Raw genomic sequence first — 23759 nt, forward strand, 5'->3', positions numbered from 1 at the left:
AACCTTACGATGTAAAGTAATTTTAAAACTACATTAATAATCTTCGTTATAATTATAGCTCAAAAAAATTATTTTACTAAGGTTTTTAAACATTAATTACTTAATGCACTTGCTTTACCAAAATTTTTATTAACTGAAAAAACAACACGATCGTAAATTTCGATAATATTTGGCGTCCTGTACAATGAACCGGCAAAAAACAATCTCACAAGAATTGTTTTTTGCCGGTTCATTGTACAGGACGCCTTCTTGTTCGTGAGATTGGAATTGATAAAAAAAATAATATGTTCCATTATCAATTTCATCACGAATTAACTGTACCGCTTTAAAACCAATAAACATTGATGTTAACCCAAAGTATAACATATATCAAATCCATGAATAAATAGTAAATAATGATTTAGCAGCATCAATATAGTCTCCACTAGCAACATCTCTTATTCCTAAAGCTAATGATAAAACCATAATTATTCCTACTACTAATGTTAAAACAAACATCACTCATGTTGATGGTGCTTTTAACATTTTAATTAAAGTATAACGAAACATTTTTAATGAAAAAAATGAACTATCTTTTTATTTAAATCCACTTTTTTTCCTTGTGTTGCTTCGACTGTTTCATTATGAGTCATAATTTTCCTCCTATTTCATTAATTTCATAATATATTTTGTAATTTTAAAAACTACAAGATAATTATACAAAAAAAAAAAAAAAAAAGACTTTTGTTTCTTGTTTTAAAAAAATTAACATTAACAAAAAACATTAAGTTTTCTTTTTAATCTTTATTAAATAATTTATTTGCCCGTTCTCTTGCTTTTTCTTTTTTAATTTTTTTAATTGATTCTTTAATGTGACTCCGACGAACTTGTTTTTTAAATTCATCAATTTCCGCTTTCCGTTTTTTCTTATAACCAGGTTTAATTTTTTTATTATTATCTTTTGTTTTATAACGATGAATAATTTTATTAATTTCATTCTCAACTGCAAGAGAAGAATGTTTTTTAGGCTTATCATCACTAAGAACTGTTTCAACCAATTCTCCTTGTTGATTTCATTTCTTTGTTTTAAAAATAATTCCTTTTGTCATTAATTGTTGCACTAAATTTAAATTTTTTGTATCATAAAGAACATAACTATAGCCAGTATAATTTGCCCGCCCAGTACGACCACTACGATGAATATAATATTCTAAATCATTTGGTAAATCAATTGAAATAACATGACTAACACCAATAAAATCAATTCCACGCGCTGCAATATCACTGGCAATAACATACTTATATTCTAAATTTCGAATTCGTTTAACAACTTGTGTTCGTAATCGTGGTTCTAATCTAGCATGTAATTGGATGACAGAATAATTATGTTCTAATAACAAATCATAATACTTATTAATATCTGTTTTTTTATTAACAAAAATTAAACATAAATATGGATCAAATGTTTTTAAAAGTTTTAATAAAATTGTTTCTCGCTCTTGATGTTTTGTTGGAATTAAAATATGTGTAATGTTTTGATTTGTTATTTGATTGGCATTTAAATCTAAATAATGTGGATTTTTTAAATACTTGATTAAAAAAGGTTTTAACTCAGGCGGAATTGTTGCAGAAAAAACAGATACTTGAACATTAGGATTCACTTTGCTCAAAATATAATCAACATTTTCAATAAAACCTAAATCAAAAAGCATATCACATTCATCAATAATAAAAGTTGTTAATTTACCTAAATTTAGGCTTTGTTGTTCAAACAAATCTTTTAGTCGCGTTGGAGTAGCAATAATAATGTGGGATTGGATTCGTTGCAATTGTTCAATTTGACGTTTAATATCTTCGCCACCAATAAAATAATTAACTTGTAAATTTGGTTCAAATTTTTTTAAAAAACGAATATTATCATAAATTTGTTTTGCTAATTCACGGGTTGGGGTTACAATAATAGATTGAATTTTTGCTTGCTCATAATTTATATTATTTAAAATTGGTAAACAAAACGCAAATGTTTTTCCAGTTCCTGTATGTGCCTTACATATAACATTTTGATGTTTTAATAATAATGGCATTACTTTTTCTTGCACAATAGTTGGTTCAACAAATTTTAATTCAGCAAGGCCTAAATTTAAAAACCGCTTAAAACCAAATTGATTAAAATTACTCATAATTTAACCCCCTTTTTTCACCTTCCAAATTATAACATATTTAAAAAATGAAATTATTGCTAATTTCATTATATAACTTTTTTTACCGGTAGTTACTAATTTTTTCACAACTGGTTTTTTATTATCCTGAGCTTTAAAAAGTTCTTCTTTTTTAAGAAAATCTGTTTCAGCATTAACAATTAAATTAGCTCATCGTTCTTGTTCTCGTGCTAATGTTGTGGATGTTTCATGTCCTCAGTGCTTTTCTAGCTTGTTTTATTGTTTTTTTCAATTTTTTCTGTGTGTCTAAATATTCAATTGAATAAGGATGTGTCATTGCTTTTATCATTTTTTTGTAACATATATTCCAATTAAGATTAAAACGGGAACCGCCACTAATAACACAATTAATAGACTACCAACTACTTCTGCAAAATTTGTTCCGGCTTCTAATTCATAATTTTGGGGTCATTGAATCACTCCACTATTATTAACATTACCCGGTTGGTGCAACCATGTCATTAAATCAATTCCTCGCCCACCATCAGGTACAATAATATTTGAATATCCTCAAATAAATGATCCCGAAAATACTAATCGCATTAATTTGTCAATTCCCAAGTGACCTATTAACTGATAACCATTACCATGAAATGTTTTAATATCATTAATATTAACTGGTAATCCTTTTTCTTTTCAATAATAATCATCATAATATATTCCCAAAAAAACTAAGGCTAAAACTAAAATAATTAATACAATAATTTATATTAAAGCTATACTTCACTTGCCAAATGATTTCATGATCCAACCTCTTTTCTTTTATATTATAGTCCTTATTATTTAAAATTCTTAATCTTATTTTTCTATTTTATAAAAACAGGAAAAATATTAATAAAAATTTTAAATAAAACAATAACTAGAAAATCTAGTTATTGTTAACATTACTTATTTTTTGTCCCTACTTTTTTCAAAGGTTTTTTTGCTGCTGCTTTTTTAGCAGGTTTTTTGTTATCCTTTGAATTTAACATTTGAGTGGCCTTCTTTTTATTTTGCACTTCAATTGCTTTTCGTTGAGTTGCTGTTTTTCCTAAACGTTCTGCAATTAGTCTTTCTGCTGTAATTGCAGTAGTAATGGCACTTCCATCTTTTGCCCGATAATCCGCTGCTGTTTTTGTATAAACATCTCCTAATGAACGATCGATTGATCTTTTCATAGCTGAAGTTGAATCAATAACTGCTTGTGATTTAATGAATAATCATTTTTCTTCTGTCGCATTTTTTGCTACTGGTTTTTTCGACTGGGGCACCTTTTTGTTTTTAGCTTTCAAGCTTACTGGCATACTCAATCTCCTTTCATAATGAAATCAAACCAATGTTGGTTGCTAATGTTAAAATAGCATTAATCATTAGTTTTTTGCATTAAATATTTTTTTATCCCAAATTGAATTTAGTATTTAAGATAATTGTAATATTTTAAGAAAAAGATAAAATTTTTACTTAAAATAGACGATTTAATTATATCAAATTTAGTTTGATTAATAAATAAGTTTAAGATATTATTTTAAAATGATAAAAGAGATTTTTAATTATGATATTATATAAGTAGATAAAAATGGATTGGTGAAAAAATGAAAGTTGTAAAAGTGACACCTCGTGGTTATTGTCTTGGTGTTGTCAAGTCAATTAAATGAGCAAAAGAAGCTGCTGTCAAATATGCTGGACGGCAAATTTATATGTTAGGTTATCTTGTCCATAATAAACATGTTATTGATGAAATTGTTAATTTAGGTGTTATTTTCCGGTCAACGATTTTAAACTTAATCGCCTTGCGCTAATGCAAACACTACCAAATAATGCTGTTGTGATTTTAAGTGCACATGGTAGTGATGACCGGATTAAAGATGTCGCAGCACAGAAAAACATTACACTTGTTGATACTGAATGTGAATGAGTAACTATCACGAAAAATTTAATTAAGGAATATTTAGTAAAACCTAATTATCAAATTATTTTTATTGGAAAACACTTTCATCCAGAAACAAATGCAATGTTAGCGCTTAGTCCAAGCATCAATCTTGTGACAACAGAACAAGAAGTTGATAACATTTTGCCTAATCTTGACCCAACTAAAAAGATTTTAATTACAAACCAAACAACCCTTTCTAAAATTGATATTGAAGCAATTGTGAAAAAATTAAAACCCTTGTTCCAAATGAAATTCTTTTTAAAAATGATTTATGTAATGCAACATTAGAACGACAAAATGCTGTTCTAAATTTAGATCCAACAACAATTGACCTTTTACTTGTTGTTGGTGATGAACGAAGTAGTAACACCTTAAAGCTAGTTGCAATGGGCGAACAAATTGGGATTGAATCATATCGTATTAATGATAAAAATGATATTCAAGCAACTTGGTTGACAAATAAAACCTGTGTTGCTGTTACTGCGGGGGCATCAACACCTAGCATCATTCAGTTAGAAGTAATTCGTTATTTAGAGCAAATATAAAAATATTATTAACGATAGTTAATAATATTTTTGATATGATATGGAATTATTGTTAAAGTTGGAAACTTTCGGGTTAAGTATCCAGCAAAAGCAGCAGTAAAAAAATCTTCCATATAATGGTTGAAGCAAATAACTGCTAATTGTTTTTCATTTGCTAATACTCATTGATCTCATTTTACTTCCCCAGTAATAAACAGGTCAATATTTTGGTTAATTTTTGCAATCACATCACCTGCCGCTCCTGCTGATAAGGCAACTGTTTTAATAGGTTGCTCTAACGTCGATAAATTGTGCTGCACAGTTATAATTTTAAAAATTGCTTTTAATTTCGTAATAATTTCATCAGCTGTTAAACTGACATACCCAATCATTGTTAAATCATCATCAAAGGGAACAATTTTTTGGGGATTTAATTCTTGTAAAATCAATTCATTCATTAAACCATCATAATTTGTGTGTAAAGCATAAACAGTTATCTGATGTTTATTAAGAAGATCAATAATTGCTCGTTTGTAAGGAATCTGTTGAATTCTTTTTTTCTTGCCAAAACAAAAAGGATGATGAGTAATAATAACATTAATTTGCTTAGCGACTGCTGCTGTAATTACTTCGCTTGTTAAATCTAAACTAACCATAATTTTTGCTACAAAATGATTTTTGTTTCCATATTGATGACCACTATAATCTCACTTACAAGCTGCTTTTAATGAAAAATCAGTTTCAATTTCTTGATATAATTTTTTAATTAACATTATATCATCTTATTAATCATTTTTAGTTTTGCTTTAACTTCTTGATAGCGCTTAGTGTTTGCAGGAATCTTGTTTAACAATGTTAAATAATAATCATTTTTTAACAATCATTTCTCTTGAAAAAGTTTACTATGTTCTTTGCGAAGATAAGGACCGAAGTATAAGTCTTTTTTATTTTTGACTTTTTGACCAGCAGTTTTATTAACAGCAATAATCTCATAAATAATATCATTTTCCTTAATTAATAATTCTTTTTCAATAAAGTACTTATGTTTTTTAATTCATTTTCGTAATAAAAATGGATCATCATTAGGACATAAAATATAACGATCAATTAAATCAGAATCTCGTTGCAAAATGGTTAAAATTGTTGTACTCCCTAATCCTGAAATAATACATGTATCAATCTTAATGTCCGAAACTCCTGTTAAACCATCTGCTAAAATTGGGGTAATAAGTTCTTCAGTATGATATTTTGCAATATTTTTTTTCGCTTGGGCTAAGGGTTGTGCTGCAATGTCGCATGCATAAGCTTTGGTAATTAAATTTCCTTTTGCTAAATAAATTGGAATCATTGCATGATCTGTCCCAATATCACAAATAATGTCTTTTTCATTAACTTGTTTGGCAATTAATAATAAACGTTCTGATAATCTATCCATTTTTTTAAACCCCTATCCTTTAAAAAAGTCTTTTAATACTTTTGCTTTCGAATTAGCTTGGTTTGGCTTAAACTTACGAATTGTTTTTGCTTCAATTTGGCGAATTCGTTCACGTGTTACTTTAAATTCTTTGCCTACTTCTTCTAATGTTTTTGGTGAATCATATTTTGATAAATGCTTATCAATTAAAGCATTTTTTTGACTTTGTACTTTTTCAATTGGTGTATCATAATGAATATCAAGAGCTTTAACTGTTTGAACTAATTCGGGGAAAGTTTCATCTTCACATTCTTTTGCTAACCGTAATACTGTTCGTAACTTTGTTGGTAAAAGTCCAAACCGCATTCTAATTACTTTTTCTTCTCGTGCTGATAAAATTTCATGGAAAACTTCATCAATTACTTCTCGTAATGATTCTTTTTCAGCATATTCATCCGGTGTAAAAATATCTTTATCATCAACAAAATCACCAAAATGAGTATCATCCTCATCACCAATTGGTTTTTCTAATGAAACTGGTTCAATTGATAGTCTCTTAATTTCACGAACTTTTTCGCCAACCATTCCTTGCCCCATTTTTTCAGCAATTTCATTGTAACTTGGTTCGCGTCCTAACTCTTGTGTTAATTGCCGTTCAATTCTTGTTAACTTATTAATTGTTTCAACCATATGAACAGGAATCCGAATTGTTCGCGCTTGATCAGCAATTGCCCGGGTTGTTGCTTGTCTAATTCATCATGTAGCATATGTTGAAAATTTAAAACCACGCTTATAATCAAACTTATCAACAGCTTTCATTAACCCAATGTTCCCTTCTTCAATTAAATCTGAAAAATCTAATCCCCGGTTTAAATGTTTACGAGCAACTGAAACAACTAACTTCAAGTTAGAAGTAATTAATTTATCCCGTCCAAAACGTCTTTCTTCTGGATCAGATGATTCTAACATTTTAGCATATTTAATTTCTTCCTCACGAGTTAAAATCTTACTTGTTCCCAAAATATTAAAGTAAGCTTTAATAATATCTTGAATTTTTGTTTCATTTGAAATTCCACCAACTTTGTAACGTAATTTTTCATCTGGTTGTTTTTTCGTTACTTTTTCTGGTTCAGGAACTTCATTTTCTTCTAACTCTTCTAAATTAATATCACTAAATTCAACACCATTAGCAACTAATTCTTCGAAATATTCTTTAACATCATTATCATCAACTTCAAAATGATCATTAATTAATGTTATTAATTTTTCTTGTTCAATCTCATTGTTATTTTCTTCTAAATATTTATTAATATATTCTTTAAATTCATCAAAAGATTTCATATTTCTGACTTCTTTTTTTGATAATCCCATTCTCTCTACCTCTTTTTAAATTTTAATCGTTGATTCAACTTGTCAATTTCCATTGAAATTGCCTGTTGTTCAATTAGATTACTTGCTTTTTCTAACTTATTTCATAGCATTGCAATCTCTTTTTCATTAGCAAAATCATCAATTAAGAGCGCATAGTCTTCTAATTCTTTCCTATTATATTTAATTTTAATCGTTGATTTATTAATAATATCCATTAATATTTTTTTAAAATTTGGATCACTTATTTCTTGACACAACATATTAATTTTAACATTTTCTGCCCCCAAATGTCCATTATAATAAGTAATTATATCATTTGCTAACAAACGATAACCATCAAAATTTAAATTTCCAATTTTTTTTTGATAAAAATCTGCTGCTTTTCGAGAACCAAGTAATTGTAAAACCATATTTTGTTCTGCTAAAAGATATCGTTTTAAATTTTTAATTTTATATTTTGTATTTTTAACTACACTAGTCTTACTTTGGTGTGGTTTGAGCTTTGGTGGCGGATTTTGCTGATAATTATTATCATTTGTTCCATTAGGAATTGGTTCTGACACAGCAGGTGAAAAAACTGTTTTTTGATATGTTTTAATTTGTCCAATTTTTGTTGTAATTGTTTCTTTAGATATTCCTGTTATTTTAACTAAATTATTAACCGCTAATTCTTGTTCCAATTGATTTGGACTAGCTTTAATTAAAGGTGCAACAATATTAATAAATTCTTCTAATTCATTTGCTGCTTGTAAATTAAATTTATTTTGAAAATAATCAAGAGCAAAATTAATTGGATGTTGGGCATTTGCTAACATTGTATGAATTAATTCCCCCTGACCACTATTAACTAATTCGTCAGGGTCTTGTTGCGTTTCATTCAAGACAATTTTAACTTTTAGATTATGACTTAATAATTTAATTGCTGCTTTTAAACTAGCATTAATTCCAGCCTTATCACCGTCTAAAAAAATTAAACACTCATTTGTTAATCTTTTAATTTCTTTTAAATGATATTCACTTAAATTAGTTCCCATTAAAGCAACGGTATTTTTAAGATTTAATTTTTCTAAACTAATAACATCCATATATCCTTCAAGTAAAATTAAATTATTTTGCTGGCGAATAAACGGTTTCGCCCGGTGAATATTATACATTAGTTGTTCTTTTTTAAAAACCTTTGTTTCAGAAGTATTAAGATATTTTGCTACCTGGTTAGTAACCCTAATTACTCGTCCAGAAAAACCAATAATATAACTATCTTCATTTTTAATCGGAAAAATTAAACGATTATTAAAATAATCATACACCTTGCCATTTTTAATTGTAATTAAACCCGCTTGTTGAATATCATTAATTGAATATCCTTTTTTAATTAAAAAATGGTACAAATGATCAAAGCCACTCTCAGCATAACCAATCTGAAATAATTCAATTTCAGTATTATTAATGTTCCGCTTTGTTAAATATTCCTTTGCATCATAAGCCTTTTTGGTTTCTAAATTATTACTAAAGTAAGCGCTTGCTAAGGCATTAATTTCAAAAATTAACTGTTCACTTTTATCATATTTTGGTTTTTCTTGATAAGTAGTCAATTCATCTAAGGAAATATTGGCCATTACCGCAACTTTTTTTAAAGCTTCAATAAAACTAATATTTTCATATTCTTGTAAAAAAATAAAAACATTGCCTCCAGCTGAACAAGCAAAACAACGGTAAATTTGCTTTTCTGGTGAAATACTCATTGAAGGATGTGAATCTTGATGAAACGGACAAACTGCTCAATAATTACGACCCCGTTTTTCAAGCGATAAATATTCTGACATTACGGTAACAATATTTACTTTTGACTTAATTAAATCAATTTTTTCATTGCTAATTAATGCCATACCTTTCACTCCTTTTAATTATTTTAATGTTGCGGTAAAATAGCTTTCTAAATTAGCAATTGCCACTCGTTCTTGTTTCATTGTATCACGATTACGAACTGTAACTTTTTGGTCTTTTTGACTGTCAAAATCAACTGTTACACAAAACGGTGTTCCAATCGCATCTTGACGACGATAACGCTTTCCAATATTTCCTGTTTCATCATAAGTGCATTGAAAACGACCTAAGAGTTTTTCAAATAACTGATAAGCATCGTTGTTTAATTGTTTACTTAATGGAATCACCGCAATTTGATATGAAGCTAATAACGGGCTTAATTTTAAAACAATTCTTGTCTCATTATCAGCAACTTTTTCAACATGGTAAGCATCATATAAAATCGCTAACATCAAGCGCCCAACACCAACCGATGGTTCAATTACATGCGGGATAATTTTTTCATTTGTTTCTTGATTTAAATACGACAAATCATTTTTACTCATTTCACTGTGACGACGTAAATCATAATCCCCCCGGTCAGCAATCCCTCATAATTCACCTATGCCAAACGGAAACTTATATTCAATATCAATAGTTCGTTTTGCATAATGGGCTAACTCATTAGCGTTATGCTCACGAAAATGATAGTTTTCTGGTTTTAAATCAATTAATTCTAAAAACTTGGTTACTTCTTTAACTCAATATTCAAATCAATCAATCTTTTCGTTACTATCATAAAAAAATTCTAATTCCATTTGTTCAAATTCACGTGTACGAAAAATAAAATTTCCTGGGGTAATTTCATTCCGAAATGACTTTCCAATTTGACCAACACCAAAAGGTAATTTTTTTCGCAAAGAACGTTGAACATTTTTAAAATTAACAAAAATTCCTTGTGCTGTTTCTGGTCGCAGATAAACAACTGATTTTTCATCTTCAATGACACCTTGGTTTGTTTTAAACATTAATTCAAACTGACGAATTTCAGTAAAATCATGCCCTCCACAATTTGGACATAAAATATTTTTTTCGGTAATAAAAGTCTCTAATTGTTCATTAGTTCAACCACCACAATTTAATTTCGGATAATTATCTTCAATCAGTTTATCTGCCCGCATTCGGGTTTTACATTTTTTACAATCTAATAATGGGTCAGCAAAATTACCAAGATGTCCAGAAGCTTTTCAAACATTATTGTTCATTAAAATAGCACTATCAAGACCAACATTATATTTTGATTTTGTAATAAAATGTTGTCATCATAAATTTTTTAAATTTCGTTCTAATTCAACCCCCAATGGTCCAAAATCTCAGCTGTTTGCTAAACCACCATAAATTTCACTCCCTTGAAAAACAAAACCTTGTGTTTTTAAATGATTAACAACTTCTTCTAATGTATATTGCATTAATGTAACTCCTTCTTATTTCTCTATCCTCAATTATACTATGTTATTCTTTAAAATAAATTGATTTTTGTCGCATTTCATAAATACTACACGAAAATATTCCAACTTTTGTTAAATAATACTCACATAGCATTTTAAATAATATTATTAAAGCTTTTATATTAATCTTATTGTAAAAATAAAAATTAGTATGAAAATTACTATTAAAAACTTTCACTAATTCAATTGGAAAAAGATAATCTCTTGGTAATAAACAATTTTTACAAAGATATCCTTCCTCAAGAAAACTAATTGTTTTAATGTGTTGTTTGCTGCCACACCGTTTACACATCGTAAAGTCTCATTCTAATCCATATCATTTTAAAGCACGAAACATAAAAGCAATTACAATACTTAAATTATCTTCTCATGCAACTAAATTGTCTAATGTTGTTGTTAATAATTCGTACAATTCATTATCAGCTTGACGGTCAACAACCGCTTGCTCAGCAATTTCACAAATTAATGTTGCTAATAAATAATCATCATAATTTTGTGCTAATTTAATTCTTGTTTTTAATAAATTTCCTGTCTTTAATTTACTTAACTTATTATTATGATATGATAAAAATATTTCAAATTCACTTGTTGCTAAGAATTGTACTGCATACTGATTTTTTGATGTAATTTTTTGTACCCCAGGTGCAAAAAAAGCTAATTTTCCTAATTCTTGTGACAAAATCGTAATAATTGCACTGTTATCATCATAAGGTCGTTTATGCAATACCATTCCTGTTAATTTTTGAATCATTTTAATAACTTTCTTTGTTATAACCTAGACGGGCAATCATTGAAGGTTTATTCCGTCATTTATCCACTACTTTAACAAATAATTCTAAAAATATTTTTGTTCCTAAAATTTGTTCTAATTCTAAGCGGGCTTGCGTTCCAATTTGTTTAATTAAACGGCCTTGTTTCCCAATAATAATTCCTTTTTGCGAATCCCGTTCAACACAAATTGAAGCCATAATTTTTAATAGCTGTGATTGATCATCAATTTTATCAATTAAAATGGCAACACTATGCGGAATCTCATCTTCTGTCAACAACAAAATTTTTTCACGAATAATTTCACGAATTAAAAACTTTTCTGGTTGATCAGTTAACATATCATCAGGATAATATTGTGGTCCTACTGCTAAATGTGTTTTTAATAAAGTTAATAATGTTTCAAGATTTTTATGTTTGACGGCTGAAACGGGAATGATAGCAGTAAACTGATGAATTTTTTCTCATTCAACAATTTTTACCATTAAATCACCTTTGGAAACTAAATCAATTTTTGTTACAACTAAAACAATTGGAATTGCGCGCTCTTGTAGTGCTCTGATAATATAACGATCATTATCATCAATGTGTTCATTTGCTGGAGCTAAAAATAAAATAACATCGGCTGCTTTTGTTGCTGATAAAGCAACTTTATTCATAAATTTCCCCATTTCATGATGAGCTTTATGAATGCCTGGGGTATCCATAAAAACAATTTGTGATTCTTGATCATTATAAATCCCTTGAATACGGTTTCGTGTTGTTTGTGCCTTTGCTGTTACAATTGCTACTTTATTATTTAAAATTGTATTTAATAATGTTGATTTACCAACATTTGGTCGCCCCACAATTGCAACAAAACCTGATTTAATTGCCATTTTCTTCACCTCTTAATTATTCTAATTATAAAGGAAAATATCATAAAAAATTATCTTATTTAAAACTCAAACGCAATTTGATCATCTAATGATAAATCTTTTAAAATTCCAAGTTCTTCAAATGATTCTAAATGAACTTTTGTAATATTTGTTCGTTTTTGTAAATCAGCAATTGATAAAAATGGTTTTTCATGGCGAGCATTAATAATGCTATCGCCAGCAGCTCCGCCCAAACCATCAATTGCAGAAAATGGCGGTAAAATAATTTTTTCATTATTTTCATTTGTAATAACGGTAAAATTTTTATTTCGACTTGTTTTTAAATCAATATTGCTCATTTTAATTCCTCGGGCATACATTTCTAATGCTACTTCATAAACGGGAATTAAATCTTTTTCTTTTTGTGTTGGTTTATTAGGAGCATTAAAATCTTTATTATCCAAACGAGTTTGAATATCGCGTAAAACTTGTTTGATTGTTTCTGCTCCTTTTAAAATTGTTTTAATATCAAAAACATCTGTTCGAGTTGAAAAAAATGTTGCATAATATTCAACTGGATAATTAATTTTATATCATGCTACTCGTCACGCCATTAAGACATAAGCTGTTGCATGTGCTTTTGGGAACATATACTTAATTTTATTACACGAATCAATATATCATTGTTCAACATTATTATCCCGCATTAATTGTTCATGTTCAGTTGTTAATCCCTTGCCCTTCCGAACATCTTCCATAATCTTAAAAGCACTTTGAGCAGGTAACCCTTTATAAATTAAATTAACCATAATATCATCACGACATCCAATTACTTCTGAAATACTAATATTTTGATTTCGAATTAATTCTTGGGCATTGCCAATTCAAACATCTGTTCCGTGTGACAATCCTGAAATTTGGACTAAATCTGCAAATGAAGTTGGCTTTGTATCTAATAACATTTTACGAACAAAAAAGGTACCAAATTCAGGAATACCAATTGCACCAGTTTTTTCACCATTAATATCTTCTGGTTTAATGTTTAAAACATCTAAACTTCGAAAAAGACTTAAAACTGCTTCATCATTTGTTGGAATTGTTTTTGGATCCACTCCCGTTAAATCTTGCAGCATTCGCAAAGCAGTTGGGTCAACATGACCTAAAATATCTAACTTTAAAACATTATCATGAATTGCGTGGAAATCAAAATGAGTTGTTAATCAATTTGATTTGATATCATCAGCAGGAAAATTAACTGGTGTAAATGCTTCAACTTCATATTCATTTGGAATAACAACAATTCCACCTGGATGTTGTCCAGTTGTTCGTTTAACTCCCTCACAACCTTTGGCAATTCGTTCTAATTCTGCGCGACGTTTTAAATGTAAAATATTTTTACTTTCAAAATAACCTTTCACATAACCATATGCAGTTTTTTCTGCCACCGTTGAAATTGTTCCGGCACGATAAACACTACGTTCTCCAAACATTTCTTTAGTAAAGTCATGTGCAATTGGTTGATATTCTCCTGAAAAGTTTAAATCAATATCCGGAACTTTATCTGCTTCAAACCCTAAAAATGTTTCAAAGGGAATATTATGTCCTTCCCCTTTTAATGGTTTTTGACACTTTGGACAAGTACGAACTGGTAAATCATATCCACACTTAACTGAACCATCAACAATAAATTCACTATAACTACAATAAGAACATAAATAATGTGGTTGTAATGGATTTACTTCAGTAATATTACTCATTGTTGCAACAAAACTACTACCAACACTTCCCCGTGACCCGACTAAATAGCCATCTTGCAATGATTTATCAACTAATTTATGTGCAATTCAGTAAATAACAGCAAAACCATGCTTAATAATAGCATTTAATTCACGCTCTAAGCGTGATGCAACAATTTCTGGTAATGACTTACCATAAATTTTATAAGCATTTTGATAACATAATTCTTTTAATAATTGGTCACTACTCTCAATTTTAGGTGTATATAATTTATCTTTAATAATTTCAACTTTTTCAATTTGGTCAGTAATTAAATTTGGATTTGTTACTACAATTTCATAAATTAATTCATCATCATTTAAAAACTTAAATTCGTTCATCATTTCCATTGTTGTTCTTAAAAACTGATCAGGTTTATCAGTTACTCGTTGCTTATAATCATATAAAGGATGTGGACGGCCACCAATTCCTTTTGCATTAATATAAACTTCACGGAAAATTTTATCTTCTGGGTTAAGATAGTGCACATCACCAGTAGCAACAACTAATTTATTTAATTTTTTTGCTGTAAAAATAATATCTTTAATGACTGTTAATAATCGTTCTTCTGATAAATCTCCCATTTGAACTAAATGTTTATATACACTAGGAGATTGAATTTCAACATAATCATAAAACTTAATTGTTTCTGCTAATTCCGATGCATCTTTATTTCGTGCCACTTCAAAAACATCACCATTAACACATGATGACCCAATCAATAAATTACTACGATGTTGTTCAATTACACTTCGTAATAATTTTGGTGATGAATAAAAATATTTAGTATGCGCAGCAGTTATTAGTTTAAATAATTCTAATAAACCTAACTGATTTTTTGCTAAAATTGTCATATGTTTTGGTCGCAGTTTTTTATAAACAGCAGGGTCATGAATTTTCTCAATATCATCATCAAACTCAATACTATAAGTATTAATCATTTTCCATAGTTGATGCTCATAGATGTCTGTTAAAACAATTGCATCATAATCACCACGGTGAGCAACTTCTTCATTATAAATAACATTATAACAACGAGCAATTGTTTCCAACCGATAATTTTTCAAATGTGGTTCTAAAATCCGTGATAATTGTAAAGTATCAATTACTGTGTTATTAATTTCTGCGCGTCCAGCTTTTTTTAACCACGATTGAATAAAACCAAGGTCAAACTCAGCATTATGTGCAATTAAAATTGCATCCTTAAAATATTCTAAAATTTGGTCAATTGATTCAATAAAAGTTGGTTTATCCGCTAATAATTCATCTGTAATTCCTGTTAATTCAGTTGTAAATGTTGATAACTTAACGGATGGTTTAAACAAATGATTAATTGTTTGACGTTCACCACTAATACCATCCATAATAACCGCACCAAATTCAATGATTTCATCATAGCTACTACTTAAGCCAGTTGTTTCTAAGTCGAAAATAACATATTTTGCAGTTCGTAAATTATGATGATGCGGGTTTTTAACATATCAGACTTTATCATCTAAAACATCTGCTTCAACACCATAAATAACTTTAACATCAGGATATTTTTTATTAAGATTATAAATTTCTGGATAAGCTTGAACATTTAAATGGTCAGTAAAAGCAATTGCTTTATGATTCCAATGTACTAATGTTTTAAAAAGCATTGCAAGATCTGTTACTCCATCCATAACACTCATTTTAGTATGGAGATGTAACTCCACGCGTTTTTCAGGCGCATTATCTTCACGATATAAATCTTCACGCTCTAAACGAGAAATTTTTTTAATAAAAAACATTTGTTCATTAGCATAAGTATCATACCGAATATCGCCAAAAAGACTAACTCATTCATTCGTTTTTAATTCTTCAATAAAATCATCTGGTTGTTCTGTTCGAGTAAAAAATTTTGCGCCAATTGTATCACTATAATCAGTAATTGTTATTACATAAATAAATTTCTTTGTTGAAATTAACTGTCGTTCTTTACTTAAAATTTTTCCATAAATTGTAACATTCGGAGCATCTTGATCAATATCAATTAACCGTTCATAACTTGCTTCTCCATTTTTTGCTCTCTGATAACTATTTAATTCTCTTCGAACTGGATTAGTCCCATTGGTTGGTTTAGAAATTAACTGTTCTGTTTTTTGCGCTGTTTCTTGATATTTAATTAATTCTTGTTCATTAATTTCTAAAATATTATTTTTTCGTAAATCAATCACTAGGGCTAATTGTAAATCACTAAAACCATAGCGACGAAGTTTTTTTTGATAATAATTACAATGTTCACCCACTAATTTTTGTTCACTTTCCGAATGAACAGTAATTTTTAAAATATTATCAGTTAAAGCAAAACGTTCTGGGAATAATTTACTAAAAAAACTATTTTTTAATTCCGATTTATTTAATCGAATATATTCTAAGTAACTAAAAATAGTTTCTAATTCGTATTGTTCTTTTCGAACCCGTAAAGAAATCTTTGTGGGTAATGTTTCATTTTCTAATAAAGTTTGTTCTAATTTTAGTAAAACTTCTAGTGGTAAAAAATCATTAATTTCAATCACAACACGAAAAAAACCTTCACTAGTACTATATTCTGCTTTAATGACTTTAGCATCATCAAAATAATTTCCAGTAAATTCTAAATTATTTGCTGTAAATAGTTTTATCAATTGTTGGTCCATCATCTAATCCTCACCTAGCTTTTCTGCTTAAAAAAAGACATCTTTAATTGTTATTCCAATAAATAATAAAATAAAGACTATTGCTCCCGTTACATTAATAATAATCTTTGCCTTATGCGGTAACTGTAATTTTTGCTCTTTTGCTTGATATTCTTCTAATAATACTTTTTGTTGCGCTGGATCATGGCGTTTCTTTCAAATCCTTACCCGACCATTTAAACGTTTTACTCCACCAACTATTCCTTCAATTGATGTTTCAAAAAACTTGTATCCATCTAATGGTGGAATTGGAATTAAGTTCAAAACAAATAAATTAGCAGATAACATGGCCACATACATAAAGAAAAGAGCTGGTCCTTCTGTTAACATTGAAGAAACTGTTCTTGCAATTCCAACTGGACCAGATAATTGTCCTCACTGACCAGTAAATAATAATCCAAATGATTTTAAAATTGTCATTGATTGTCTAAATGTTTCTCCTCAACCATAGCCATATGCTTGCGCAGTTGAAGCAAACTGACGATCAGGAGCTCTAATTCCGACTGTATAAGTATTGTTGGCTTCTGTTAACTTAACTGGTTCAGTTTGAAATAAACCATCCGAAGCCGTTGTAACTTCTTGTTTACTATTTACACGAGCAAAAGCAAGAGTAATATAATTAATTTTTTCATCATTATTACTATTATCATATTGTTGTTTTAAATTTTTAATAAAATTAAAAACTGTTGTTTGATAAGTTGGAATCTTATCTACTGTTCCCACATGACTTGCTAAAATATGATTCTCCTTATTATCAGCTTTATCTTCCTTATTAACACGATAATATTCTTGTGCTATTTTAAGTTTTTCAATATTAGGACCTAATCAATAATCTAAAATCACAATATCTTGAGCAACATTTTGACCACTCGTTTTTAGAGCAGCATATGCTGCACCATTAGAATCATACTTAGCTCCTCAATATGTCATATCAGATTGTTTATAATTTAATGCCGCAAAAGTTGTGGTAAAAATAAAAACAGCAATAAAAAAATTCATTAAAGCTCCTGCGACAATAAAAATTAAGCGTTTTCATTTTGCAATATTTTCCATTTTTCGTTCTTCAGGAACTTCTTTCTCTTCACGCCCTTTTGGTGGATCAACTAATTGACTTGCAATATAAACATATCCTCCAAAAGGAAAAATTCGGATTGAATAACGAGTTTCTTTTTTTTCTCAAGAAAAAATTTTGGGACCAAAACCAATTGCAAATTCATAGACATATGCTCCCGCTAATTTCGCAATAATAAAATGTGCAAATTCATGAATTGTAACTAACATTAATAAAATTATAATCCCAATTACAAAACCTAAAACTACCATTCCTGCTGACATTTATTTCTTAACTCCTTACTTTTTTATAGAAAAATAATTAATAATATCTCTTTTAATGATATCATTTAATTCTTTGATTTCACGATAATTAACTAATTTTTGCGGTTTAATTTGATTCATAAAATATTCAATATAATCAACAATTTGATAAAATTTAATTCTTCCGGCTAAGAAAAGCGAACGTAATGTTTCGTTTGCTGCATTAAAGGCAATGGCTAATGAATTATTTTCATTTAAGCAACGATAGGCTAATTGTAGCGCTTTTCAACGAGATAAATCAGCTTTTTGAAATGTTAAGGTTATTAATTCCTCAAAATTTAATGGTTTTAAGAACGAACTATGTTTTCGAATTGGATAATATAAAAAATAATTTAAAACTTGTAACATTGAAGGTTTTGATAATTGTCCAATAATTGAAGAATTGGCATATTGTACGGCTGAATGTAAAATAGCTTGTGGATGTAAAATAACAGTGATTTTTGAAGTTTTAAATAAATGATAAGCTTCTATAATTTTAAATCCTTTGTTTACCATTGTTTAAGAATAAATGGTAATATTTTGCCCCATTTTTCAAATTGGATGTTGCAAAGCTTGTTGCTCATCAATTGTTTTTAAATCAGCTAATGTTTTATTAGCAAACATCCCCCCTGAAGCTGTTAAAATAATTTCTGAACACGGGTTGGTTTGCTTTAAACATTGAAAAAAAGCGCAATGTTCAGAATCAATTGGATATAATTGATTATTATTTTTTGCTAATAAATTGTTAATTAAATCCCCTGCTACTACTAACGATTCTTTATTTGCTAATAATAACGTACGGTTTTTACCATATAAAGTTTGTAATGTTGGGTACAATCCTGCAAAACCACTAACTGCATTTAAAACCAAAGCTGTCGGAAAAGCAACTAACATTGCATTAATTCCTGTTTCTCTAGTTACAAAAGTTATATTTGGATATTGCGCTGTTAAAATAGCTTGTTGTGTTTCATCACCAAGATGAACAATCCTAATTGTGCGATGTTTCTATAAAATCTTAATTAGAACTGAAATATTATGATAAATACTAACAGCGGTAATTTGAAAATCATTTGGATTTGATTCAATAATTTGTAACGCTTGTTGACCAATATTTCCAGACGCACCAAAAACAATAATATTTTGCATCATAAATTATCGTTGTAACACTATATTTGAAATAATAAACATTACAAAAAAGACTAATGAAAATGAATCCAAACGATCTAAAATACCACCATGGCCAGGCAATAAATTACTAAAATCTTTAATATTATTATAACGACGTTTAATTCATGAAAATGATAAATCCCCTAATTGTGACAAAATGCTTAATACAAACGCTAGCAGAACATAAATTACATAACGCATTACATTTTGATTATTATCATTTGAGAAAAAGTTAAAAACCCAATGGTTACTAGTTGCAAAATGAAACATTAAAATAGCATAAGTAATTGCAATTCCTGCTGCTAAGATTGTTCCCGTTACAGCACCTTCTCATGTTTTGTTTGGAGATATTGTTGACGCTAATTTATGCTTTCCATAAGTAACACCGCCAACAAAAGCAAAAGTATCAGTTAAAATAATAATTAATGCTAATCATACCACACTACTTCAACCATAAGCAGGATTTAACATAAATTTATTCATTGCTTTTAAAGCAAAAGTTAAATACAAGGTAAAAATTAAAACTAATGTCATTTTACCAAAAGTAATTTCTTTTGAACTAAATACTAAACAATAATATCCTAAAATCGCACATAAATAAATAACAAAAATAATTCAGGGTTTTAATCAATTTCAATTTAATAATGTATAAAATGGGTAATTAATTGAACCAATTCCACCATATTCTGTTGCGATTGATTCAGCTGGAAACAAAAATAAAAAAATTATTAATAAATATGTAATGACTTGCGTATAAATTGGTCACTTTGTTCCTCCAACTAACCGCAAAATTTCATAGTTAACTAAACCTAAAATAACAGCATTAATGCCAATAAAAACATAATTAGCAATTTCAATATGTGGAACATTACCATGTCATTCTGTTGCAATTGCCCCTGTGAATAAATATAAACCTAAAAAGACTAATAACAAATAAAATGTAATATGACGAGCAACATATTTTTTTAGAAACATACCTTTATGTTCCTTACTTTTTGACGCTTTATTTGTTAAATTATCATCTCCTGTTGATTTTTCATTTTCATTAACAAGAACATTATCTTCCTGATTGTTTATCACTTTCAATTCCTCCAAATCTTCTATTTCTATTATTATAATCTAATATTGCTTCAGTTAAAGCATTTTCATCAAATTCTGGTCAAAATGCTTTGGTAAAATATAATTCAGCATAACGATTTTGTAATAATAAAAAATTACTTAACCTTTGTTCACCACCACATCGAATCATTAAATTAACATCTGGTAAATCTGCGGTATATAAATGTTGAAATAATGTCTGTTCATCAACAGTTGCTAATTTTTCACTTATCATTTGATTAATTACTGTTAATAATTCTTCAATGGCTCCATAGTCAAAAGCAAATGTTAAAACCATTCCATTATTATCTTTTGTCCGTAAAATAGCATTATCAATTGCTGTTAATGTTTTAAGCGGCATTTTTGTACGCCGACCAATATGATTTAAAACAATATTTTCATTCTTAAAATTATTAACTTGTTTATTATTTAATAATCGCTCTGGCATCGCCATTAAATATGCAACTTCTTGTGCACTTCGTTTTCAATTTTCAGTTGAAAAACAATAAATCGTTAAATACTTAACACCAAGAGCATTTTCTTTTAATGTGACATCTTTAATCCGTTTTGCTCCTTCTTCATGGCCAGCTGTTCGTTCTAAACCTTGCTTAGTTGCCCAACGACCATTGCCATCTAAAATAATTGCAATATGTTGTGGTATTTTCATGCCTTATGTCCTTCTTCCCCATTTTGTTAATTATACCGAGAGTCATAAAAAAATGAAAGTTTTAAACTTCCATTAGTTCTTTTTCTTTTAGAGTTGCTTTTTCATCAATTTTTTTAATAAATTGGTCCGTTAATTTTTGAACTTCCTCTTCATAATATTTTTTATCATCTTCAGTTAATTCAGAATCTTTTTTAAGGTGTTCATTACTATCTCGTCGTTCATTCCGAATTGCTACTTTAAACTGTTCACTAGCTTTTCACATTTCCTTAACCAACATTTTACGACGTTCTTCAGTTAGCGGAGGAATATTTAACCGAATTAAATCTGCTTCTGAATTTGGTGTTAAACCTAAATCTGCTTTATTAATTGCTGTTACAATTAAATTAATAATTGAACGATCATATGGTTTAATAACTAATTGTCGTGCTTCTGGCACCATGATATTAGCCAATTGTTGAATTGGTGTTAGTGTTCCATAATAATCAATCATAATATGTGATAACATATTTGGATTGGCACGACCAGTACGAATTTTAATTAATTCATTTTCAAATGAAACGATTACTTTTTCCATCTTTTCTTTTGTTTGATTAATAACTTCTTGCGACATTTATTTTTTCCCTCCTGTAACAATTGTTGAACGCGCATTACCATGTGCTGCCTTATAAATATTATCTGGTTCATTAATATCAAAAACAACGATTTTAACATCATCTTCCATTGCTAAACTAGATGCTGTTAAATCCATTACTTTTAATTGTTTTTTTTGCAATTCATTTAAACTAATATTATCAAAGCGAACTGCATCAGCATTATGGCGCGGATCTTTATCATAAATACCATCAACCCCATTTTTTGCCATTAACATAACATCTGCATCAATTTCAATTGCTCTAATTGTTGCTGCTGTATCAGTTGTAAACTTTGGTTGGCCAGTTCCTCCAGCCATAATAACAATTGCTCCTTTTTCCAAAGCAGCTTTTGCTTTTTTAAACAAATATGGTGAAGCAACTTCCGGAACTTGAATTTTTGAAGTTACAACAACATTCTGACTACCTTCATTTTTTAATACAGCCTCTAATGCTAAAGCATTCATTACTGTTGCTAACATTCCCATATAATCTGCACTAATTGGATTCATTTTAATTGTGTCAGCACGATTACCGCGTCAAATATTACCACCGCCAACAACAATAGCAATTTGTAATCCTTCTTTTTGTAATTTAACAATTTGTTTTGCAATATCATAAATTTTTTTCGCATCATATAAATCATCAGAATTCCCTAATGCTTCACCAGATAATTTTAGTAAAACTCGCTTATATTGTAATGCCATTACAATTTTCCTCTCTTTTTTCTATTTTATTCTAATATATTATAAATTGTTTTAACAAATAATCAAAATAAAATTACAAATTAGTAAAGAAATTTACTTTATCAAAAACTACTTAATATTAAGTTAAACTTGGCAAATAAGATGTTAAAAACTCATGTCAAAATTCTCATGCTTTTGTTTTTAAAGCATCACTTGTTAAAAGTCAATATACAAATCCCTCCGCAAAAAATTCAAAATTATCTTTAAATGAAAATTTACTAAGATGAAATAATTGAAAAATCTTTTCTTTTGTTAAACTTTGTTGCTGGTGAAAGTTATTAATTTTTTTTAATAAAAATGTTTTTAATTGTTCAATCACATTAATTTTATAATCTAATTTATAACGATAGTGCAACAAATGTCCAAGTTCATGACATAGAGTGTAAAAAATACTTTGTTGTGAAATTCCACCTTCAACCCAATTTTGCTTTCATATCTCTTCATAGTTACAATTTATTGCATCATATGCAATTGCAATTTGCCGGTTGTTTGAATTTGTATAACCCTTTGTTTCTAAAAATTGTCCATCTTTAATAATAACAGAACTTAAAACTTTATTAATTTCTTGTTTTGCTCAAAGAAAAGCACAAATATTATAAAATAATGTAATAATTTCTTTTAATTTATTTTGATAAGTTGAACAATAATGATTGATAAATTGTTGTCAAGAATGTCGAATTGGTTCATCTAAAAAGGACAATAATTCATCATAAGAAATAAATGCTTTTTGATCATAGAATGGTAAATTAGTATAATTAGCTGGACTTAAAAAAGCATTTGTTAAATTTTGTTCAAGTTTTGTTGCAATATTATTATTAATTTACATTCCTCGGTAACCTCGATTTTGTACTCAAGTTTTATTTGGAGCATATTGTCGATTTAAATCAATTTGATTAGCAATTGATTTATCAAGAGTATAATAAAGAATCACTGATCCTCGATAAAACGAAAAATCACTTGAAACAATTGTTGCTGATGAAGAACTAATGTTATCTTTAATTTTTATTTTATTAATATTTAAATTAGGAATTAGTTTTAAGAGTTTTTAAATTGGGGTCAGTAACAATTGTCCCTAACTCAAGTGGTCTTGGATTTAAATAACCAAGATATCAGACATACAAAATAAAACTGACAAAAACCGTTACCATTAAAACTAATGTTGAATTAATCATTCACCATTTTTTGCTATTTTCTTTTATATGTTTTTCCTTTTCTAAAACTTTTAATAATTTATAATGTTCAATCTTGGATAGTCATTTTATTATTTAG

The 23759-nt window shown here is 28.4% G+C and carries 21 protein-coding genes and 2 pseudogenes; 2 read left to right on the forward strand and 21 right to left on the reverse strand.

The features are described from left to right. Positions 1-129: 129 nt before the first annotated feature. From AACL22_RS01595 to AACL22_RS01610, 4 genes are all read right to left on the reverse strand, one after another. Positions 130-525, reverse strand: coding sequence for a hypothetical protein (locus AACL22_RS01595; protein ID WP_338989107.1), 396 nt, complete (start codon positions 523-525; stop codon positions 130-132). Positions 526-776: 251 nt separating this feature from the next. Beyond that, positions 777-2159 (reverse strand): DEAD/DEAH box helicase, encoded by a 1383-nt coding sequence (locus AACL22_RS01600; RefSeq protein ID WP_338989110.1) that lies wholly within the window; start codon positions 2157-2159, stop codon positions 777-779. Positions 2160-2480: 321 nt separating this feature from the next. Beyond that, a complete protein-coding gene (locus AACL22_RS01605) occupies positions 2481-2864 on the reverse strand; it encodes a hypothetical protein (RefSeq protein WP_338989112.1) in 384 nt (127 codons plus the stop codon). Between the two features lie 218 nt (positions 2865-3082). Continuing rightward, positions 3083-3481 (reverse strand): hypothetical protein, encoded by a 399-nt coding sequence (locus AACL22_RS01610; protein WP_338989114.1) that lies wholly within the window; start codon positions 3479-3481, stop codon positions 3083-3085. Between the two features lie 288 nt (positions 3482-3769). Between AACL22_RS01610 and AACL22_RS01615 the strand changes: the two genes are divergently transcribed. Both AACL22_RS01615 and AACL22_RS01620 read left to right on the forward strand, forming a co-directional pair. Next, complete coding sequence (locus tag AACL22_RS01615) at positions 3770-3976, forward strand: hypothetical protein (RefSeq protein WP_338989116.1); 207 nt, start codon at positions 3770-3772, stop codon at positions 3974-3976. Beyond that, positions 3976-4652: pseudogene (locus AACL22_RS01620) on the forward strand (4-hydroxy-3-methylbut-2-enyl diphosphate reductase). The gene AACL22_RS01615 and the pseudogene AACL22_RS01620 overlap by 1 nt, the downstream one beginning before the upstream one ends. Positions 4653-4660: 8 nt before the next feature. Here the strand turns inward: AACL22_RS01620 and AACL22_RS01625 are convergent. The 17 genes and pseudogenes from AACL22_RS01625 to AACL22_RS01705 all read right to left on the reverse strand — a co-directional run bounded on the left by AACL22_RS01625 (position 4661) and on the right by AACL22_RS01705 (position 23190). After that, positions 4661-5404, reverse strand: a complete 744-nt coding sequence (locus AACL22_RS01625) for a Nif3-like dinuclear metal center hexameric protein (protein ID WP_338989119.1) — start codon at positions 5402-5404, stop codon at positions 4661-4663. Next, positions 5404-6066 carry a class I SAM-dependent methyltransferase gene (locus AACL22_RS01630; RefSeq protein ID WP_338989121.1) on the reverse strand — a complete coding sequence of 221 codons (663 nt, stop codon included), beginning with the start codon at positions 6064-6066 and terminating at the stop codon, positions 5404-5406. Before AACL22_RS01630 ends, AACL22_RS01625 begins: the two co-directional genes overlap by 1 nt. 12 nt (positions 6067-6078) lie before the next feature. After that, the gene (locus tag AACL22_RS01635; RefSeq protein ID WP_338989122.1) at positions 6079-7416 is read right to left on the reverse strand and encodes a sigma-70 family RNA polymerase sigma factor; all 1338 of its coding nucleotides are present in this window, start codon (positions 7414-7416) and stop codon (positions 6079-6081) included. Positions 7417-7421: 5 nt separating this feature from the next. Then, positions 7422-9302, reverse strand: a complete 1881-nt coding sequence (gene dnaG / locus AACL22_RS01640; protein ID WP_338989124.1) for a DNA primase — start codon at positions 9300-9302, stop codon at positions 7422-7424. 18 nt (positions 9303-9320) lie between these two features. Further along, positions 9321-10688 carry a glycine--tRNA ligase gene (locus AACL22_RS01645; RefSeq protein ID WP_338989126.1) on the reverse strand — a complete coding sequence of 456 codons (1368 nt, stop codon included), beginning with the start codon at positions 10686-10688 and terminating at the stop codon, positions 9321-9323. Between the two features lie 43 nt (positions 10689-10731). Beyond that, positions 10732-11478 carry a DNA repair protein RecO gene (gene recO / locus AACL22_RS01650; protein WP_338989128.1) on the reverse strand — a complete coding sequence of 249 codons (747 nt, stop codon included), beginning with the start codon at positions 11476-11478 and terminating at the stop codon, positions 10732-10734. 1 nt (position 11479) lies between these two features. Continuing rightward, positions 11480-12373, reverse strand: a complete 894-nt coding sequence (gene era, locus AACL22_RS01655) for a GTPase Era (RefSeq protein WP_338989130.1) — start codon at positions 12371-12373, stop codon at positions 11480-11482. 59 nt (positions 12374-12432) lie between these two features. Beyond that, positions 12433-16794 carry a PolC-type DNA polymerase III gene (locus AACL22_RS01660; RefSeq protein WP_338989132.1) on the reverse strand — a complete coding sequence of 1454 codons (4362 nt, stop codon included), beginning with the start codon at positions 16792-16794 and terminating at the stop codon, positions 12433-12435. A 24-nt stretch (positions 16795-16818) separates the two neighbouring features. After that, a complete protein-coding gene (gene rseP, locus AACL22_RS01665; protein WP_338989134.1) occupies positions 16819-18165 on the reverse strand; it encodes an RIP metalloprotease RseP in 1347 nt (448 codons plus the stop codon). A gap of 15 nt (positions 18166-18180) precedes the next feature. Then, positions 18181-18699 carry a hypothetical protein gene (locus tag AACL22_RS01670; RefSeq protein WP_338989136.1) on the reverse strand — a complete coding sequence of 173 codons (519 nt, stop codon included), beginning with the start codon at positions 18697-18699 and terminating at the stop codon, positions 18181-18183. 3 nt (positions 18700-18702) lie between these two features. Continuing rightward, positions 18703-18978 carry a hypothetical protein gene (locus AACL22_RS01675; protein ID WP_338992951.1) on the reverse strand — a complete coding sequence of 92 codons (276 nt, stop codon included), beginning with the start codon at positions 18976-18978 and terminating at the stop codon, positions 18703-18705. Next, a pseudogene (locus tag AACL22_RS01680) lies at positions 18952-19332 on the reverse strand (1-deoxy-D-xylulose-5-phosphate reductoisomerase); the annotation flags it as partial. The pseudogene AACL22_RS01680 and the gene AACL22_RS01675, both read right to left, overlap by 27 nt. Positions 19333-19335: 3 nt before the next feature. Beyond that, on the reverse strand, positions 19336-20430 hold the full coding sequence (locus AACL22_RS01685; RefSeq protein ID WP_338989137.1) for a phosphatidate cytidylyltransferase: 1095 nt from the start codon (positions 20428-20430) through the stop codon (positions 19336-19338). Beyond that, on the reverse strand, positions 20408-21115 hold the full coding sequence (gene uppS / locus AACL22_RS01690; protein ID WP_338989140.1) for a polyprenyl diphosphate synthase: 708 nt from the start codon (positions 21113-21115) through the stop codon (positions 20408-20410). Before uppS ends, AACL22_RS01685 begins: the two co-directional genes overlap by 23 nt. A 61-nt stretch (positions 21116-21176) precedes the next feature. Next, a complete protein-coding gene (frr, locus tag AACL22_RS01695; RefSeq protein ID WP_338989142.1) occupies positions 21177-21725 on the reverse strand; it encodes a ribosome recycling factor in 549 nt (182 codons plus the stop codon). After that, positions 21726-22451 carry a UMP kinase gene (pyrH, locus tag AACL22_RS01700; protein WP_004028566.1) on the reverse strand — a complete coding sequence of 242 codons (726 nt, stop codon included), beginning with the start codon at positions 22449-22451 and terminating at the stop codon, positions 21726-21728. It lies immediately after the preceding gene. A gap of 118 nt (positions 22452-22569) precedes the next feature. Further along, positions 22570-23190 (reverse strand): hypothetical protein, encoded by a 621-nt coding sequence (locus tag AACL22_RS01705; RefSeq protein WP_338989145.1) that lies wholly within the window; start codon positions 23188-23190, stop codon positions 22570-22572. Positions 23191-23759 lie beyond the last annotated feature (569 nt).

The organism is Spiroplasma endosymbiont of Seladonia tumulorum (genome assembly GCF_964020235.1).
Taxonomy (GTDB): domain Bacteria; phylum Bacillota_I; class Bacilli_A; order Mycoplasmatales; family Mycoplasmataceae; genus Spiroplasma.